Source organism: Streptomyces morookaense (genome assembly GCF_013030945.1).
Lineage (GTDB): Bacteria > Actinomycetota > Actinomycetes > Streptomycetales > Streptomycetaceae > Streptomyces > Streptomyces morookaensis.
Genome location: NZ_JABBXF010000049.1, coordinates 52104 through 68399, shown reverse-complemented (window position 1 = coordinate 68399; position 16296 = coordinate 52104). Strand labels below are relative to the sequence as shown.

At 69.8% G+C, this 16296-nt stretch carries 18 protein-coding genes; 10 read left to right on the top strand and 8 right to left on the bottom strand.

The genetic code is table 11. From position 1 onward, the window contains the following. Positions 1-19 precede the first annotated feature (19 nt). Entirely contained in the window at positions 20-712 is a 693-nt protein-coding gene (locus HG542_RS21740) for an alpha/beta fold hydrolase (protein WP_229922785.1), read from the top strand. A gap of 32 nt (positions 713-744) precedes the next feature. Here the strand turns inward: HG542_RS21740 and HG542_RS21735 are convergent, their stop codons facing one another. From HG542_RS21735 to HG542_RS21725, 3 genes are all read right to left on the bottom strand, one after another. Beyond that, the gene (locus HG542_RS21735) at positions 745-2175 is read right to left on the bottom strand and encodes an MFS transporter (RefSeq protein ID WP_268256428.1); all 1431 of its coding nucleotides are present in this window, start codon (positions 2173-2175) and stop codon (positions 745-747) included. 137 nt (positions 2176-2312) lie between these two features. Then, on the bottom strand, positions 2313-3398 hold the full coding sequence (locus HG542_RS21730) for a DegT/DnrJ/EryC1/StrS family aminotransferase (RefSeq protein WP_171083990.1): 1086 nt from the start codon (positions 3396-3398) through the stop codon (positions 2313-2315). A 127-nt stretch (positions 3399-3525) separates the two neighbouring features. Beyond that, complete coding sequence (locus HG542_RS21725) at positions 3526-4251, bottom strand: metal-dependent hydrolase (RefSeq protein ID WP_176606815.1); 726 nt, start codon at positions 4249-4251, stop codon at positions 3526-3528. A gap of 323 nt (positions 4252-4574) precedes the next feature. Here HG542_RS21725 and HG542_RS21720 point away from each other — a divergent pair, with 323 nt between their 5' ends. The 4 genes from HG542_RS21720 (at position 4575) to HG542_RS21710 (ending at position 8721) form a co-directional block, all read left to right on the top strand. Continuing rightward, on the top strand, positions 4575-5513 hold the full coding sequence (locus HG542_RS21720) for an acetamidase/formamidase family protein (RefSeq protein WP_171083988.1): 939 nt from the start codon (positions 4575-4577) through the stop codon (positions 5511-5513). 817 nt (positions 5514-6330) lie between these two features. Next, entirely contained in the window at positions 6331-6459 is a 129-nt protein-coding gene (locus HG542_RS35325) for a hypothetical protein (RefSeq protein WP_255316061.1), read from the top strand. 320 nt (positions 6460-6779) lie between these two features. Beyond that, a complete protein-coding gene (locus tag HG542_RS21715) occupies positions 6780-7616 on the top strand; it encodes a helix-turn-helix domain-containing protein (RefSeq protein ID WP_171083986.1) in 837 nt (278 codons plus the stop codon). A 271-nt stretch (positions 7617-7887) separates the two neighbouring features. Next, positions 7888-8721, top strand: a complete 834-nt coding sequence (locus HG542_RS21710; protein ID WP_171083984.1) for an SAM-dependent methyltransferase — start codon at positions 7888-7890, stop codon at positions 8719-8721. A gap of 12 nt (positions 8722-8733) precedes the next feature. Here HG542_RS21710 and HG542_RS21705 read toward each other — a convergent pair whose 3' ends face one another. The 4 genes from HG542_RS21705 to HG542_RS35320 all read right to left on the bottom strand — a co-directional run bounded on the left by HG542_RS21705 (position 8734) and on the right by HG542_RS35320 (position 11112). Beyond that, positions 8734-9651, bottom strand: coding sequence for a helix-turn-helix domain-containing protein (locus tag HG542_RS21705; protein ID WP_171083982.1), 918 nt, complete (start codon positions 9649-9651; stop codon positions 8734-8736). A 90-nt stretch (positions 9652-9741) separates the two neighbouring features. After that, positions 9742-9975 carry a DUF397 domain-containing protein gene (locus tag HG542_RS21700; RefSeq protein WP_171083980.1) on the bottom strand — a complete coding sequence of 78 codons (234 nt, stop codon included), beginning with the start codon at positions 9973-9975 and terminating at the stop codon, positions 9742-9744. A gap of 215 nt (positions 9976-10190) precedes the next feature. Continuing rightward, complete coding sequence (locus HG542_RS21695) at positions 10191-10844, bottom strand: MmyB family transcriptional regulator (RefSeq protein ID WP_229922786.1); 654 nt, start codon at positions 10842-10844, stop codon at positions 10191-10193. After that, the gene (locus tag HG542_RS35320) at positions 10756-11112 is read right to left on the bottom strand and encodes a helix-turn-helix domain-containing protein (RefSeq protein ID WP_229922787.1); all 357 of its coding nucleotides are present in this window, start codon (positions 11110-11112) and stop codon (positions 10756-10758) included. The genes HG542_RS21695 and HG542_RS35320 overlap by 89 nt, the downstream gene beginning before the upstream one ends. A 229-nt stretch (positions 11113-11341) precedes the next feature. Here HG542_RS35320 and HG542_RS21690 point away from each other — a divergent pair, with 229 nt between their 5' ends. The 5 genes from HG542_RS21690 to HG542_RS21670 all read left to right on the top strand — a co-directional run bounded on the left by HG542_RS21690 (position 11342) and on the right by HG542_RS21670 (position 15537). Continuing rightward, positions 11342-11668 (top strand): hypothetical protein, encoded by a 327-nt coding sequence (locus HG542_RS21690; RefSeq protein ID WP_308699108.1) that lies wholly within the window; start codon positions 11342-11344, stop codon positions 11666-11668. Then, positions 11668-12453 (top strand): SDR family NAD(P)-dependent oxidoreductase, encoded by a 786-nt coding sequence (locus tag HG542_RS21685; protein WP_171083975.1) that lies wholly within the window; start codon positions 11668-11670, stop codon positions 12451-12453. Before HG542_RS21690 ends, HG542_RS21685 begins: the two co-directional genes overlap by 1 nt. 198 nt (positions 12454-12651) lie before the next feature. Continuing rightward, the gene (locus HG542_RS21680; protein WP_171083973.1) at positions 12652-13800 is read left to right on the top strand and encodes an alpha/beta hydrolase family protein; all 1149 of its coding nucleotides are present in this window, start codon (positions 12652-12654) and stop codon (positions 13798-13800) included. A 184-nt stretch (positions 13801-13984) separates the two neighbouring features. Further along, positions 13985-14392, top strand: coding sequence for a YciI family protein (locus HG542_RS21675; protein ID WP_171083971.1), 408 nt, complete (start codon positions 13985-13987; stop codon positions 14390-14392). Positions 14393-14400: 8 nt separating this feature from the next. Next, positions 14401-15537 (top strand): RNA polymerase sigma factor, encoded by a 1137-nt coding sequence (locus tag HG542_RS21670; protein ID WP_171083969.1) that lies wholly within the window; start codon positions 14401-14403, stop codon positions 15535-15537. Positions 15538-15668: 131 nt separating this feature from the next. On the opposite strand, the gene HG542_RS21665 is transcribed toward HG542_RS21670, so the two are convergent. Beyond that, positions 15669-16139, bottom strand: a complete 471-nt coding sequence (locus HG542_RS21665) for a spore-associated protein A (RefSeq protein ID WP_176606814.1) — start codon at positions 16137-16139, stop codon at positions 15669-15671. Positions 16140-16296: the final 157 nt, after the last annotated feature.

Genomic DNA, 16296 nt, shown 5'->3' with positions numbered 1-16296 from the left:
TGGCCCGGGGAGGCCGCTGATGGCCCTGCACGGGCATTACAGCGAAGCGGCGGTGTTCACCTCGCTGGCGCAGGCGCTGACGCCGCGGTGGCGGGTGATCGCGCTCGATCAGCGCGGTCATGGAGAGTCCGACCGTGCCACCCGTTACGAGCGGGACGACTACATAGCCGATGTCGTCGCCTTCCACCGGCATCTGGGGCTCGGCCCCGTGCCGGTGCTGGGTCACTCACTGGGCGGGGTGAACGCCTACCAGTTCGCCGCCCGGCACCCGGACAAGGTCAGCGAGCTGATCGTGGAGGACATCGGCGCGGTGGTCGACTGCGACTGGTCGTTCACCACGCGTCTTCCCTCTCCCGCGCCGTCCCGACAGCCGCTGGTCGCGGCTCTGGGCGCGACGGCGCCCTACCTGGAATGCTCGTTCCGGTCCGGGAGCCAGGGGTGGGGGTTCTCCTTCGGCATCGATGACACCGTGATGTCCCAGAAGGCGCTCAACGGCGATCACTGGGACGACTGGACATCGCTGTCCTGCCCCACCCTGCTCGTCCGTGGAACCCGCAGCGACGAGCTGGCGGCCGATCATGCCCGGGAGATGGTCGACCGGCACGGTGGTCAGGCCGGCCTGGTCGAACTGGCCGCCGGCCACGTCGTGCACCACGATGCACCGCAGCAGTTCGCCGCCGTGGTCACCGCCTTTCTCGCACAGGCCCGTTGAGTCGCGGAGTTCACGCTGTCCGTGCCGCCGGTTCAGCGCCGTGCCCCGGTGGGCAAGGTGGCCTCGGCCGCGGGCTCCGTCCGGGGCCGGCCCGTGGCCACCGCTCCCACCAGCAGGACCAGCGCCCCGCAGACCGCCACCACCCACCAGCCCGGCCGGAAGGCCGCCACCTGGCCCGCTCCCGAGTGCTGGGCCTGGGCGTAGACCGCGCCGATCACCGCCACCCCGAGGGCCTGCCCGACCTGTCGGCTGGTCGAGGCCACCGCCGCCGCCACGCCGGCCTGGGCGCGCGGCATCCCGGAGACCGCTGCGTTCGTCACCGGCACGTTGACCAGCCCGAAGCCGATGCCGAACAGGACGAACCCGGCGAACAGCGAGACCGCCCCGGCATGTACCGGCCGCAGTGCCGACAGCAGCCCGCAGGCCAGCACCGCCGTACCGGAGAGCAGCAGCGGAATGCGCGGTCCCCGACTGCCCACCAGCCGCCCCGACAGCGGCGGGCAGACGATCGTCATCACGGCCATCGGCAGCAGGTATACGCCGGTGCGCAGGGCGGAGAAGCCGCGTGCGTCCTGGAGGTAGAGCGCGGTGAGGAAGAGGAAGCCGCCCAGCGCGGCGAAGGCGCCGATCGCCGCGACCACCGCCCCGGCGAACTGCGGCTGGCGGAACAGCCGCGGGTCGATCAGCGGTTCCCGGTGCCGGGCCTCGTACCAGACCAGCAGTACCAACGCGGCGGCCGCAACCGTCGCGCAGCCCAGGATCCCCGGTGAGGTCGGTCCGGCGGTCGGGGCCTCGATGATGGCGTACACCAGCGTCCCGAGCAGCGCGATGACCAGCAGTTGGCCCACCGGGTCCACCCGGCGCGGGTGTTCCGCCCGGGATTCCGGCACGAACCGCGCGGCCAGCAGCAGCGCGGAGATCCCGATCGGCACGTTGATGTAGAAGATGGACCGCCAGCCCGCGGCGTCCACGAGCAGGCCGCCGATCGCCGGTCCGGCCGCCATGCTCACGCCCTGTACCGTGCTCCACACCCCGATGGCCCGGGCCCGGTCCCGTTGCTCGGTGAAGACGTTGGTGATGATGGACATCGCCACCGGGTTGAGCATCGAACCGCCGACCGCCTGCACGATCCGGAAGGCCACCAGCCAGCCCTGGTCCGGGGCGGCGGCGCAGAGCAGTGAGCCGGCGGTGAACAGGCCGAGGCCGATCTGGAAGACCCGGCGGCGGCCGAACCGGTCGGCCAGGGAGCCGGACAGCATCAGCAGTGCGGCCAGCACGATCAGGTAGGCGTCGATGGTCCATTGCAGGGACGGCACGGAGGCGTGCAGGTCCCGTTTCATGTCGGGCAGGGCGACGTTGAGGACGGTGTTGTCGAGGCTGACCATCAGCAGGCTGCAGCAGCAGATGCCGAGTATGAGGTGGCGGCGGTGGGGAGCGGAGGGGGGCGGGGTCGGGGTGGGCACGCGGTGGTCTCCGGGACGGGGTTCGGGCGGGCCGGGCGGGCGGGGCTCCTTGCGGTGTGCGGCGTGCGGTGCGTCGGGTCCGGTGGGGAGTCCGGGGCGGGGGCGGCGGCCCGGCGTTCCGCCGCCCCCCGGTCGGCTTACCGGTGGCCGTAGAACTCCGCGACCAGCCCGGCGACATGCTCGGCCTCGGCGGCGCTCTGTGGAAGCGGGATCTCCAGGCTGCGTGCGGCCACGTCCTCGGCGTTGGGGAAGTCGCCCCGGGCGTAGCCGAGTTCGCGGAAGCCCGGCTGGAGGTGGATCGGCACCGGCCACCAGGGCCGGGCCTTGACGGTGCGGCTGTTGAGCTGGCGGGCCAGTTCGTCCCGCTGCTCGGCGAGCACCACCAGGCGGGTGACCTCCTGGCGGTTGGCCGGGACGGTCAGCTCGGTGACGCCCGCCGAGGCGAGTGCGTCCAGGAACGCCTTGCCGACCAGGGCCCGTTGCCGGGCTTCGGCGGCCCGGAACTCCAGCTTGTGCAGGAGGATCGCGGCGTGCAGCGTGTCCATGTGGAAGTTGCCCGCGGTGATCCCGGTGAAGACCTCCGAGCAGCCGGTCTCGCGGCGGATCTCGCGCAGCCGGCTCGCGGTGGCATCGTCGTCGGTGAGGATCAGGCCGGCGTCGCCGTACGCGCCGAGCGAGGTCTTCTCGCGCAGGTCGGCGGTGCCGATCGTGCCGAAGGTGCCGACTCGCTTTCCGTCGATGGCGGCGCCGAGCGAGTAGCTGGCCACCTCCATGATCGGGGTGTCCTCGGCGGCCTTCAGGATCGCCGGCATGTCGGCCGCGGCGCCGAACAGATGGTGCACGACGATGGCCTGCACCTCGCGGGCCGCGCCTTGTACTCCGTCCGCGGCCAGGTGCACATCGCCCGGGGCGACGTCGGCGAGTTTGACGGTGGCGGCGCGGCGCAGCACCGCTCCGGCGAAGCTGGCCGGGGAGAAGGCGCTGACCAGTACCGTGTCACCGGGCAGTGGCCCGATGCCGAGGGCCAGCAGGGACAGCAGGTGCGCGCCGAAGCCGGAGTTGCACCCGACGGCGTGCCGGGTGCCGAAATCCTTGGCCAGGTGGCCTTCGAGCAGATCGACTTCGGGGCCGAGCACATAGTTGGCGTGCTTGAGGATGTCCTCGCCTCCGCGGCGAATCGCGTAGAGCTCGCGCTCCGCCTGGTCAATGGCGAAGGTTCCCATGGTGTTCCTCTTTCTCGTTCTCGGATCGCTCTCTGGTGGGGCTGATCTGAGGTGCTGAGGTGCTGAGGCAGGGGGGAGCGGTTGGTCGGGTCGGCGGGTGGTCGTCAGCGCGGTCTCGCCGACGTCGTCAGATGGTCTGCCCGGGACGTGCCTCGACGACGGTGACGTCGGAGGCCACCAGCGCGCGCAGTTGGTGCGGGCGGCCGGTGTGCATCTCCCGGGTGCCGTAGTGCTGCGGCACCACGGTCTTCACCCCGAGCAGCTCCACGGCCTTTGCCGCGCGCCGCGGGCCCATGGTGTAGAAGTCGCCGATCGGGATGAACGCCACGTCCGGGGCCTCGAGTTCGCGGATCAGCGCCATGTCGCCGAAGACGTCGGTGTCGCCGGAGAAGTAGGCGCGGAAGCCGTTCTCGAAGGTGATCACGTACCCGACCGGGTTGCCGGTGTAGGTCCCGTCGGGGGTCGAGGAGGAGTGCTCGGCGTGGACCATGGTGAAGGTGATCCCGTGCCGCTGCACGGTGCCGCCCTTGTTGAACCCGACGACGGAGTCCTCGTCCACGCCCTGTCTCACCAGCCACTTGCCGAGCTCCATCGGGCAGAGCACGGTGGGCCGGTGCGCGGTGGCGAGGTCCGCGGCGTCGCTGACGTGGTCCACGTGGCCGTGGGTGATGGCCATCAGGTCGATTCGGTCGATGGTTTTGACGTGCTCGGGCGCGGCCGGATTCCCGGTCACCCAGGGGTCGATCAGCAGCCGCTTTCCGGTCGCGGTGCGGATCAGCCAGGTTCCGTGCCCGATCCAGGTGAAGGCGAGTTCGTCATTGATGCGGTATTGCGGTGTCGGTGTGGTGTCCAACGTGTCTGCACGCCCCCGGTTCGTAGGAAGCGCACCCGGGCAACGGCATCACCGTTTTCAACAAACTGTTGATCTCGGGTGCGGGACCAACCCTCGCATCTGTCACAACGGTGCGTCAACGATTGGCAAATGAATGGGCGGGCCTTGGTTCGGGTCTGTCGTGAAGTCGACGGATGGCCGAATCCGGCCCCCAGGTGGTTCGGCCGCCGTGTCCGACGGCCGTCCGCCGCACCGCCGTTGACACCTCTCGGGCTGCTGCCTACGTTGCAGTCCGCGCAAGTTCAACAAACAGTTGACGTTCTCGGCCTGGCGAAAGGTCTCGCATGCCCGCGGTCCACCACCTCTCCCCCGAACCCGGAACCGTGCACGGCCAGTTCGACCGCTCCCTGCCGCCGGTGCTGGAGATCGATCCCGGGGACACTGTCATCTTCCGTACACTGGACGGCAGTTGGGGAGAGAACGGGGAGCGGCTGTTCGGTCTCCCGGGGTTCGCTCCTCGGCCGAAGCCCTGGATCGGGCACGCCCTGTGCGGGCCGGTGCGCGTCCGCGGGGCGCACCCGGGGAACGTCCTGGAGGTCGAGATCAACACCGTCCGGCCGGGCAGTTGGGGGTGGACCGCGGCCGGCCCGCGCGAGCAGCGGCTGCGCCGCGGGCTCAACGCCGGGCGCGAGGTGCTGATCGGCTGGCGGCTCGACACGGCTGCCGGGCTGGCCCGCGATGCGCACGGGCTGGGGCTCACGCTCCCGCTGCGCCCCTTCATGGGAGTGCTGGGCAACGCCCCGGCCGCGCCCGGTCCGCACGAGACCCGCCATCCGCGCCGGGTGGGCGGCAACCTGGACTGCCGGGAGCTCGTGCCCGGCTCCCGGCTGCGGCTGCCGGTCGAGGTGGACGGAGCGCTCTTCTCGGTCGGCGACGGCCATGCGGTGCAGGGCGACGGCGAGTTGGCCTCCACCGCGCTGGAATGCCCGATGGACGAGGTATCGCTGACCTTCCGGCTGCTCCCCGGCCCGGCCCCGGCGCGCCCGCAGGCCAGCACCCCGGCGGGCGAGATCTTCCTCGGCCTGGGCCAGGGGCTGGACGAGGCCGTCCAGGACGCCGCCGACCAGGCGGTGGACTTCCTGGCCCGGCGGCTCGGCATCGGAACCCCGGAGGCGATCGTGGTCGCCGGCCTCGCCGTCCAGCTGCGGGTCACCCAGGTCGCCAACGGCACGGTCGGCGCTCATGCGTTGATCACGCCGGATGTCCTGGTTCACCTCGGCTGATTGTGCGGCGGGGGGCCTGGTACGGCGGTTCCGTCCGTTACGCACACAGGCCTCCGCTGGAGTGTGCCACCTCGCAGGACGCGGGAGTTGGGGCGCCACCCTCAGCAAAGGCCTGACATCATGTTCGAGAGCGCCTCCGTGCAGCCTGGGCGGTGGCAGGTCGGCACTTCAGCGCATCGCATTCACTGAAGCAATTTGCTATTTTTTGCATCCGCACGTGCAGATGCGAGTGGAATCGACATTCCATTCCCTCGTTTCATCACCCGCCAGAGTGAATTTCCTCAGACCCTCACCATTCGGTTGACCCTTTGACTGAAGTGTGATCCGGCAGCGAATTTCAACCATGCGCGCAAGTCCGCTCTCCAGACGGTCTGTTGCCCCGCTCAAACCTGTCAGAATCCGTCTCACTTCAATCGAAAGTTAACACCCCTTGTCCTGGTGGGCGCATACCGCTTGACTGCCACGTCAACCTGTGAACGCAGCACTTGCACGGGTTTCCTGTTTGCATGAAGAGAGTGATCTTCATGCCCGCCCGAAGAGGCGCAACCACTCAGCAACGAAGCGCTATTGTCGTGGGTCGGCAGCGAAAACTGACCTGCCAGCCGTAAACAAAGCGACCCCGGGTGGGCACCCCGGGGTCGCTTCTCGATGGCCAACACCTCCAACGAAAGGATCATTTATGGCCATGCGAAAGAACCGGGGGCGCATCACCGCGTCCTCGGTCCCCTTCAAGTCAAGCATGCCTCGCCCTGCCGATGCGAAACACCCAACGGCACGGACGTGGCACATCTCCCTGTACCCGCAGCCCGTTGTAGGGATGGCCCTCGCCATCTCGTGGCTCGTCAGCGGGATCCCGCACCCGGAGTATGTGCTCCACCTGCTGGGGACAGCCTCGATGCCGTCGGGTGACACCGCGGTCCCGCTGCTGCGCATCAGCCGGGGGTGACTTCGCGCGTGGGCGGCAGCGCATGCTGCCGCCCACCTTGGTCCTCACCACACGTATTCCGCTGCACGGGAAGCACCCGCCCCTCCCCCGCCCTGGGGATTTTTCGGAGGTTCCGGATGACTGCGCTGAGCCGGTCGCGCGCCTGCGGGTTCTGCGGGAAGGGCATCGGACTCGAGCGCGCAGCCGGACGACCGCGGGAGTACTGCAATGCACAGTGCAGACAACGTGCCCAACGTGACCGGGACCGCAGCCGACGTCAGGGCGCTGCCCCTGACGTGTTGCCCTCCGGGTTCCTGGTAGCCCGCAGGCTGCGCCTTCTGGTGCAGCATCTGGAAGTTGCCGAGGATCGCCTCGAGCCCCTGACGACTCGCCTTGCACTCGCCGAGCAGATCACGTGCGCCATTCGCTGGTATGCCGGTGCCGCAGTACACGGAGCCCGACTTGCCGGTGCGTCGTGGCAGGACATCAGCGTCGCAACCGGAACGAGCGAGGCCTCGGCCCGGGCGCGCTGGAACGCTCCCCGGCTCACTCGGGACCTTGCCGAGTTCCGGGCGTCCGCCCAGGACGAACTCACCGTAGGGGAACGGACAGACGCAGGCGAGACGGTGCGCCGGCCAACTCCCCAGGCGCTGATACGGCCTCGGGCCCTCGGGGAGGCATTCGCGGTCCTGCGGGAGCGGTCGGGAGTCACCGTGCACGACACCGCACGGCAGGCCGACCTCGCCCTCGATGAACTGTGCCGGATCCTCGACGGCGACTTCGCGCCTTCGTGGCCGGTCACTCACATGCTCACCACCATCCTGGGCGGCAACCCGGAGGAGACACGGATCGTCTGGGAAGCCGTGCACGGCATGAGACGTGCATCGCGGCTGTCCTCCCGCGATGCCGGGACGAAACTGCAACAGGCGCTGCGCGGCCTGCACCTGGCGGCCGGCTGCCCTCCGCCGGAGGCGTTGGGCCGTTCCTCCGGACTGCCGGCCGTTGTTGTCACCGACATCCTGTCCGGGGCCCATCTGCCCGACTGGCGCACAACTGCCTCATTGGTATCGGGACTCGCAGCGGACCCAGAAGTTGTCCGGGGGCTGTGGGAAGACCTGGACTACGCCCGCATCGCCAGCTCTTCGGATGCCGACGTGGATTCCGGACCGGCCTGCTGAATCGGGGGGCTGGTGGCCGTAGGGCACCTTGGGCCGTCGTCCATGCCGCAGTTGGCCCCCCACCGGGACTCCTCCTGGCCGTCCGCCGTGTCGGCCAACGCCACTGCTCGTCTCGTGCGCCTCTGCACGCTTCTGGTTTTCTCCGCGGTGCCGAGGGAATTCACTACGCGTTCTGCGGCCCCTCGATCGGGCGACTCCACAGGCCGACGGGCGCTCCCTACCATGGGAACTTCCGCTGGAGCGAGGCCGACTGCAGCCAGAGAGGAACGGGATGGTTCGCGGAGAGAAAAGCCAAACTCAACCCATTGATGTGCATACGCCAAGTGTTGCACGCATGTACGACTGGTTATTAGGTGGAGTGGAGAACTACATCTCGGACAGACGAGCCTGCGCCAGGCTGCTGGACATCGCGCCCAACTCGCAGGTTGTCGCCCGGAACAACCGCGCCTTTCTCGGGCGCATGGTCAGGGTGCTGGCCGAAGGGTACGGGGTGGAACAGTTCATCGATCATGGGGCCGGCCTGCCCGCCGGGGACAATGTGCACCAAATTGCCCAGCGCGTCAACGCGGACTGCCGTGTCGTCTACATCGACAACGATCCCGTTGTTGCGGCGTACGGCCGTACTACGCTGGAGGAGAACGCGAACACTGCCGTCATCGAAGCCGATGTCCGTGACACCGAGGCCGTCTTCGAACACGCACAGGCGCGTCGGCTCATCCGACGCGGTCGGCCCACCGCAGCGCTTTTCGTCTCCGTTCTGGACTGCCTCGGTGACAACGACGGCCGGGGCGGTCCCGCAGGCCTCGTCCGACGGGTGGCCGCACGGCTGATGACGCTGGGGCCGGGCAACTTCGTGGTCATCTGCCAGCTTGTCAGTGATGATCCCGAGGTCAGGCGGGAGGTCACGGAGCTGATGAACCACAGTACGGGCGGCGCCTGGGGGCGCGTCCGCGAACGCAGCGAGGTCCGGTCCTTCTTCGACGGCCTGCGGATCCTGGAGCCGGGGCTCGTCGATGTCGTCGACTGGCGTCCGGACTCCTCTCCCCCGCCGCACGCGCGGCGGGGCGCCGGCCCGGTCGGGTGGGGCGGGCTCGCCAGACTGTAGGAATCGGGCCCCTCAGGAAAGACGCTCGCCGAACCGGTCGATCGCCTCGGAGAGGAGGCGAATGCTGTCCTCTCTGGGAGCGGCGACGCGGCTCAACTCGTTGAGTACGCTGCGATACTGGTCGATCTCTTTCGGCCGCGTCAGGTATGTGGCGTTGTTGAGGTGCTCCACGTAGACGAGCTCCGACGGCCCGCCGTCGTCGAAGTACAGGTGCGTGATCGGGAAGCCGGGGGCGACGTGGCCTCCGCGGTCGAACTCGACGATGCGGATGTTGATGTGATCGAGGCCGGCGACGTTCCGAAGGTAGACAAGCTGTTCGTACATGACTTCGGGCCCGCCGACCGGTCGGCGGAGAACGTGCTCGTCGAGAAGAGCGACCACTGCAGGGCGCGGGTTCTTGAGCATGCACTGCCGTCCGATCCGCAACCGCACGCGTTTGTCGATGACGTCGGCCGATGCGCCGGGCATGGCGGCCGCGACCAGGACACGCGCGTACGCCTCGGTCTGCAGGAGGCCGGGGACGACATGCGTCTCGTAGGCGTAGATTCTTGCGGCTGATCCTTCGAGGCGGATCAGCCGCTTGAGGAAGTCGGGGGTGACGTCGGCATATTGCTGCCACCACTCCTCGTTGCGCGTCTGCTGGACCAGGCCCTCGATCTCTCGCTCGAGTTCGCCCGAGACGCCGTAGTACCGCAGAAGGTCCTGGACGTCGCGGTCCTTGGGCGGGCTTTCGCCCCGCTCGAGCCTGCTCATCTTGGACACTGATCCGCGGATGACCTGCGCCACCTCCTTCAGACCCAGGCCACGTTCCTGGCGGAGGGACCTGAGCCGGTCACCCAGCAGGCGTGCTGCCGCGGCCTGTTTGGGGTCGCGTTTCATCGCGATCACCGGAGCAGGTGCCGGCTCTTCCGGCTGTCGAACGGCGGGCATCCAGACTCCTGTTGAGGCCGACGCAGACTACAGCCGTCAGCATGCAGTCCGGATGCCCTCCGGACCAACCTTTGGCCTGAGCCTAGGGCGTCAGGACATCAAGTGGTCGAACTCGTTCTTCTTGGCCCCGTCGAGGAAGGCTGCCACCTCCTCGCGGGTGTACACCAGGGCCGGCCCCTCGGGGTGGCGTGAATTACGCATAGCCACAGCCCCGTTGGGGAGCTTGGCAAGCTCCACGCAGTTGCCGCCCCCCATACTGGCCCTGCTCTTGATCCACTCAACTCCCGAGATGCCGGCGGCGGGCACGCCGTTGTCAAACACCATGCACTGACCTCGCTTCCTCTCCCTGGATGCATGTCTCGTGGCCGGCCTGGATGAGCCGATGGCATCCAGACCTTGATCACCGATTCCCATATGCAATTGCACGAGCCGGTGATTGGTGAGAATGCTAGCCAGGTGCCGCGGGCAGTGCTGTCCCTCGAAAGTGTGTGGTTACTGATCTTCAGGGCGTACCTCGCGGTGACTTGTCGAGGTCCGCTTCAGTGCCGGTCAGGAACACTGCCCCTGACGGGAGTCCTTGACCACGAGGCCAGGAATTCGAGGCCGGCACGGCTGTCGGCGTCCTCCGGCGGTGGTGTGTAGACGATGAGGGTCTGCTTCGGGGCCATGGCTACCTGAAGGGCCTGCCAGTCCAGGGTCAGGAGTCCGGCGAGCGGGTGTACGAAGTGATTGCGGCCGTACGTGATCGAGCGGACGTCATGGCGGGCCCAATACCGGCGGAAGTCGTCGTCGCGTGCGCCGAGTTCGTCGACGAGCGCGATGAGGCGCGGGGCGCGGGGCTCGTGGGCGGCTTCCATCCGCAGCCGGGCGACGCATTTGCCGGCCGTGTGCTCCCAGTCGCGGTACAGCTTCCGCACCTGGTGGTCGAGGAACACCAGGCGCAGGTGGTTGCGGTGCTGCGCGGGCACCGAGCCGAAGTCGAGGAACAGGGCGGCTGCCAGGGGGTTCCACGCCAGGATGTCCATGCTCCGGTCGAGCAGGACGGCCGGGCTGCCTGTGAGGCTGTCGAGCAGCTCCCTCGTGCGGGGTGCACCAGCGTGGGCGTCACGTCCGGGGACGATGCCGGTCCGCCGCCTTCGCTGCGGTGCTGCGGTTACTGCGGCTGCTGCGGGTACTGCCGAGTCGGTGCACATAGGCCGTCTCGTCGGCGTCGAGGCGCAGCGCGCGGGCCACAGCGGCAAGGACGGCGGGCGAGGCGCCGGAGACCCGGCCCTGTTCCGGTTCCAAGCGGGTGTAGTACTCGACGCTCACCTCGGCAAGCAGGGCGACCTCCTCGCGGCGCAGGCCGGGCACCCGGCAGGGGCTGCCCACAGCGGGCAGCCCCACCTCGTGCGGTGCCACGGCCGCTCGCCGTGCTGCGAGGAACATGCCCAGGGTGGTGTGCGGTGTCGGTCGTGCCATGGCCCCCGAGTATCGCATCGCCCGCCCGCTTTGTTACTGGTACAGCCGTTACCAGGAACAAGGCCGGCCTTCCTCGGCCGGCGGGTTGGCGCACAGGCTGGGCCCGAGCGGTCCCGTGGGCCGTTCGACGAGACCGCATTGCCGACCGCATGCGGAGCTGTCTATGACCGCACATTCCTCTCCGTCCGCTTTCCCCGCCGCCGAGCCGGCCGTCGAAGGGCCGTTGCGCGTGTTGTTCCGACTGGGGGTCACCCAGACCTATTTCGACGCCTCTGAGGACGAGCGGTCGGCTGTGCACCCCGCGATTCTGCGGGCCTTCGACGACCTGGGTGAGCGCTTCGGCGTGCGCGTCCTCGGCACCCTGGACGATGACCGGCTGCAGACCGGTGCGGCCGGGGAGTGGATCAGCTATATCCTCGCGGACGCCCCGGACTTGGCCGCAGCCGTGCGTGTCGTCGACCTGTTGCGCGAGACGCGGATCGGCTCGCACCGGCTCTGGCGGTATCTGCGGATCGATGCCCGGGTCGGCCGCCCGCTGATGTTCGGCAACTGCTGATGCGCGGGGACACAGGTGCCGTCGCCCCGGCCGCGTACCGCGGACAACTGGCCGGGCGCACCGCCCTGGTCACCGGTGGCGCCCAAGGACTTGGGGCCACCGTGGTGCGGGTCATGTACGACGCGGGCGTGCGGGTGCTGTCGTGGGATGTGGACGAGGCGCGCAACCGCGCGACGGCCGCGGAGATCGACCCCGGCGACGCCCTGGTCCTGCCCGTCCATGTCGACCTGACCGACCTGGAGGCGGTGGAGTGCGCGTACCGGTGCGGGCGGGAGCGGTTCGGGCCCGCGGACATCCTGGTCAACAACGCCGCGCGGGCCCTGCCGAAGTCCTTGTGGGAGACCACGGCGGCCGAGTGGGACCAGGTCTTCGAGGTCAATGTCCGTGCCGCGTTCTTCCTCACGCGGACCGTGGCCACGGACATGCGGGCGCGCGGCTGGGGCCGCGTGGTGAACATGGCCTCGCTCGCGGGGCAGATCGCCCGGCCCACCGGCGCCGCCTACGGCGCGTCCAAGGCCGCACTGACCGCTCTGACCCGGGCATTCGCTGCCGAACTCGCGCCGTACGGGGTGACGGTGAACACCGTCGCGCCCGCCATGTTCGACACCCCGATGGTTCGCGGGATCGGCCGGGAGGCCCTCGCGGGTCTCATCGCGCAGGTGCCGGTGGGCCGTATCGCGAGGCCGGAGGAGATTGCCCTTCTGGTGCGTCATCTGGTCGGCCCGGACTCAGGGTTCATCACCGGCGCAACATACGACATCAATGGCGGGGCGCTGATGCGTTGATGCCCTGATGCGCCGATGCGCTGGTGAGGGGGCGGCCTGTTGTTGTGCCGCCCCCGTACCGGCTGTTCCCCGTACACCCGCAGCTCGACAGCAGCCCAACCACCCTGCACGGCGGGCCACTTCTCCTCCCGAGGGCTGACATGCGAGTAGCCCCGGCGGCTGACGCGACCCCCGGGATCACGGCCTAGCGTTCCGTGCATGACAAGATTCCGTCGCACGGCCATGGCCACCGCCGTACTCGCGCTCGTCCTGCCGCTGCCCATCGCCGGGGTGGCATCCGCCGCGCCCCGGCCCGCCCCCGTCGCGGCCACCGCCACGCACCTGGCGCTCCCCCGGCCCACCGGAACGCACGCCGTCGGCCGTGAGGTGCTGCACCTCGTGGACAACAGCCGCCGGGACCCCTGGGTCCCGTCGGCCGGGCCCCGGCAGCTCATGGTGTCGATGTACTACCCCGCCGCACCGCGCACCGGCACACCGGCCCCCTACATGACCACCGAAGAGGCCCGGGGCCTGCTGGAGAAAGTGCCGCAAGTCAAGATCTCACCCGAGGTGTTGAGCGACACCCGCACCTGGGCGCGGAGCGGCGCCCGCCCGGAGCACGGGCGGTTCCCGCTGGTCGTGCTCTCCCCCGGCTTCGGCATGCAGCGCGCCACCCTCACCGGCCTCGCCACGGAACTCACCAGCCACGGGTACGTCGTCGCGCTCGTCGACCACACCTACGAGAACGCCGGCGAGACCTTCCCCGACGGGAAGACCCTGCCCTGCACCCTCTGCGGCCATATGCCGAAGGATCCGGGGGACATCGCCCGCAGCCGGGCGGAGGACGCCTCCTTCGTCCTCGACGAACTGACCCGCCATCACCCGGCCTGGCGGTACGCCCGCCTCGTCGACAAGCAGCGGATCGGCATGGCCGGCCACTCCATAGGCGGCGCGGCCAGTGCCTCCACGATGGCGGCCGACAAGCGGGTGCGCGCCGGGGTCGACCTGGACGGCACCTTCGTCGACCCCGTCCCCGGATCCGGACTCGGCGGGCGGCCGTTCCTCATGGTGGGCCACCCCCTGCCGGGCGGCCACGAGGACGACTCCTGGACGAAGGGATGGTCCCGGCTCGACGGCTGGAAGCGCTGGATCACCGTCGCCGGCACGAACCACATGAGCTTCACCGACCTCGGCGTCCTCGCCGAGCAGGTGGGCATCCCCGGGCCCGGCACCTCCGGCCTGCGCGGCGAGCAGATCACCCGCGCCTATGTGACGGCCTTCTTCGACCAGCATCTGAAGGGCGAGCGGCAACAGCTGCTCGACGGTCCGTCCCCGGCCTACCCGGAGGTGACGTTCCACCGTCCCTGAGCCATGGCAGGCCGGGCCACGGCCGGAAACGGCGTGGCCCGGGCCTCCGCGTCCAGCCTCACCCGCTGGCCCCGCGAGCGCCCCGGAAAAAAATTTGGACGGCGATGTCGAGAACCCGCGTCCGGCTCCGTCCCCGGAGTGCACGCGGCCACAATGGGTCGCACGAGCACCGAGGAGAAACACGATGGCCAAGTACTTGCTGCTGAAGCACTACCGCGGCGCCCCGGCCCCGGTCAACAACGTGCCGATGGACCGGTGGACCCCCGAGGAGATCTCGGCGCATGTGCAGTACATGAACGACTTCGCGGCCCGGCTGGAGAAGACCGGCGAGTTCGTCGACGGTCAGGCCCTCGCGCCGGAGGGGATGTGGGTGCGGTACGACGGTGAGGGGCGCCCGCCGGTCACCGACGGACCGTTCGCCGAGACCAAGGACCTCATCGCCGGCTGGATGATCATCGACGTCGACAGCCACGAACGCGCCGTCCAGCTGGCCGGGGAGCTGTCGGCCGCGCCGGGGGCGGGCGGCAAGCCGATCCACGAGTGGCTGGAGGTGCGCCCGTTCCTGGCCTGCCCGCCCACCATCACGGAATGACGTAACCGGTGGACGAGGTCCTGCTCAGGAGCCTCACGCCGGGCGTGCTCACCGTCCTGGTCCGCCGCGGAGCCGACTTCGCGGCGGCCGAGGACGCCGTGCAGGACGCGCTGGTCGAGGCACTGCGCGTCTGGCCGGCCGACCCTCCGCGGGATGCCAAGGGCTGGCTCGTCACCGTGGCCTGGCGCAAGTTCCTCGACGCGACCCGGGCCGACGCCGCCCGCCGCCGGCGTGAGGACCGCGTCGAGGAGGAGCCGGCGCCCGGGCCGGCGCCCGCGGTGGACGACACGCTCCAGCTCTACTTCCTGTGCGCCCACCCGTCGCTGACCCCGGCATCGGCGGTCGCGCTCACCCTGCGCGCCGTCGGCGGGCTCACCACCCGCCAGATCGCCCAGGCCTACCTGGTACCCGAGGCGACCATGGCGCAACGCATCAGCCGGGCCAAGCGCACCGTCTCCGGCGTGCGCCTCGACCGGCCCGGCGACGTCGCCACCGTGCTGCGCGTCCTCTACCTCGTCTTCAACGAGGGCTACTCCGGCGACGTCGACCTCGCCGCCGAGGCCATCCGGCTCACCCGGCAGCTCGCGGCCGCCGTCGACCATCCCGAGGCGGCGGGCCTGCTCGCCCTCATGCTGCTCCACCACGCCCGGCGCGCCGCCCGGACCGCGCCCGACGGCAGCCTGGTGCCGCTCGCCGAGCAGGACCGCGGACGGTGGGACACGCGCCTGATCGCCGAGGGCGTCGCGATCCTCCAGGCTGCCCTCGCCCGCGACCGGCTGGGCGAGTTCCAGGCCCAGGCCGCCATCGCGGCACTCCACGCCGACGCGCCCACCGCCGAGGAGACCGACTGGGTGCAGATCGTCGAGTGGTACGACGAGCTCACGCGTCTGACCGACAGCCCCGTCGTCCGGCTCAACCGTGCGGTCGCCGTCGGCGAGGCCGACGGACCGCGGGCCGGTCTGGCCGCGCTCGCGGCACTGGACGACTCGCTGCCCCGCCACACCGCGGTGGCGGCCTACCTCCACGAGCGCGACGGCGACCTGGCAACGGCGGCACGGCTGTACGCCGAGGCGGCCCACAAGGCGCCCAACCTCGCCGAACGCGACCATCTGATGCGTCAGGCCGCCCGACTCAACGCACGCTGATGTCGCTGACGGGGCGCGCTCGATCTTCCTGCGGCATCGGGCGCGTAGCCGGGCGGCGGTGAGCGGAGCGACAGGCAGGGCCGTACATCGCGCCGCCCACCGCTCGCTCGCCCCTTCAGTTCACTCCCGGGTCAGCGGGCCCGACCCTCGGTGGCCGCGAAGGCAGCGCAGTTTGTCTTGTAGCGGGCCACGACATAGCCGTCGATCTCGCCGCCCCAGTCGACGCACTTGCCCTTGGCCTCCAGGTAGACCGGTCCGGCGTACGTCGTGAAGAAGCCGTACTGCTCCTGCTTCGACTTCACGTCGTTGTCGCGCTGGATCCAGGAGCCCACCCACAGCCGCTGACCGGCCGGGCTGTTCCGCTTGGTGACCACACAGTTCTTGCCGGTGGCGGCGTTGTAGGCCAGGAACACCGTCCCGCGGCCCGGGATCGGGAGCTCGTTGACCTGCCGGTATCCGCTGCCGCACTCCTTGTTGTACGCGGCAGCGGCCTGGGCCGGGGCGGCGACGGCCGTCCCGCTGCCCGCCACCAGCGTGGTGACGGTCGTGGCGGCGGCGAGCAGCGCAGCTCCCGCAATGCGGGTACGTACAGCACGGTTCACTGTGTCCTCCGTGGAAGTCGCAAGTCGCATGGTGCCGGTTGTCGGATGTGCTCGGGACGGCCGTCTCCGTGCCCGTCCAGACACTCCACACCCCTGAGGGGTTGCACGCCCCCTCAACCCCACCATGCAGAACCGGCCACCACTCGGCGCGGCGGAC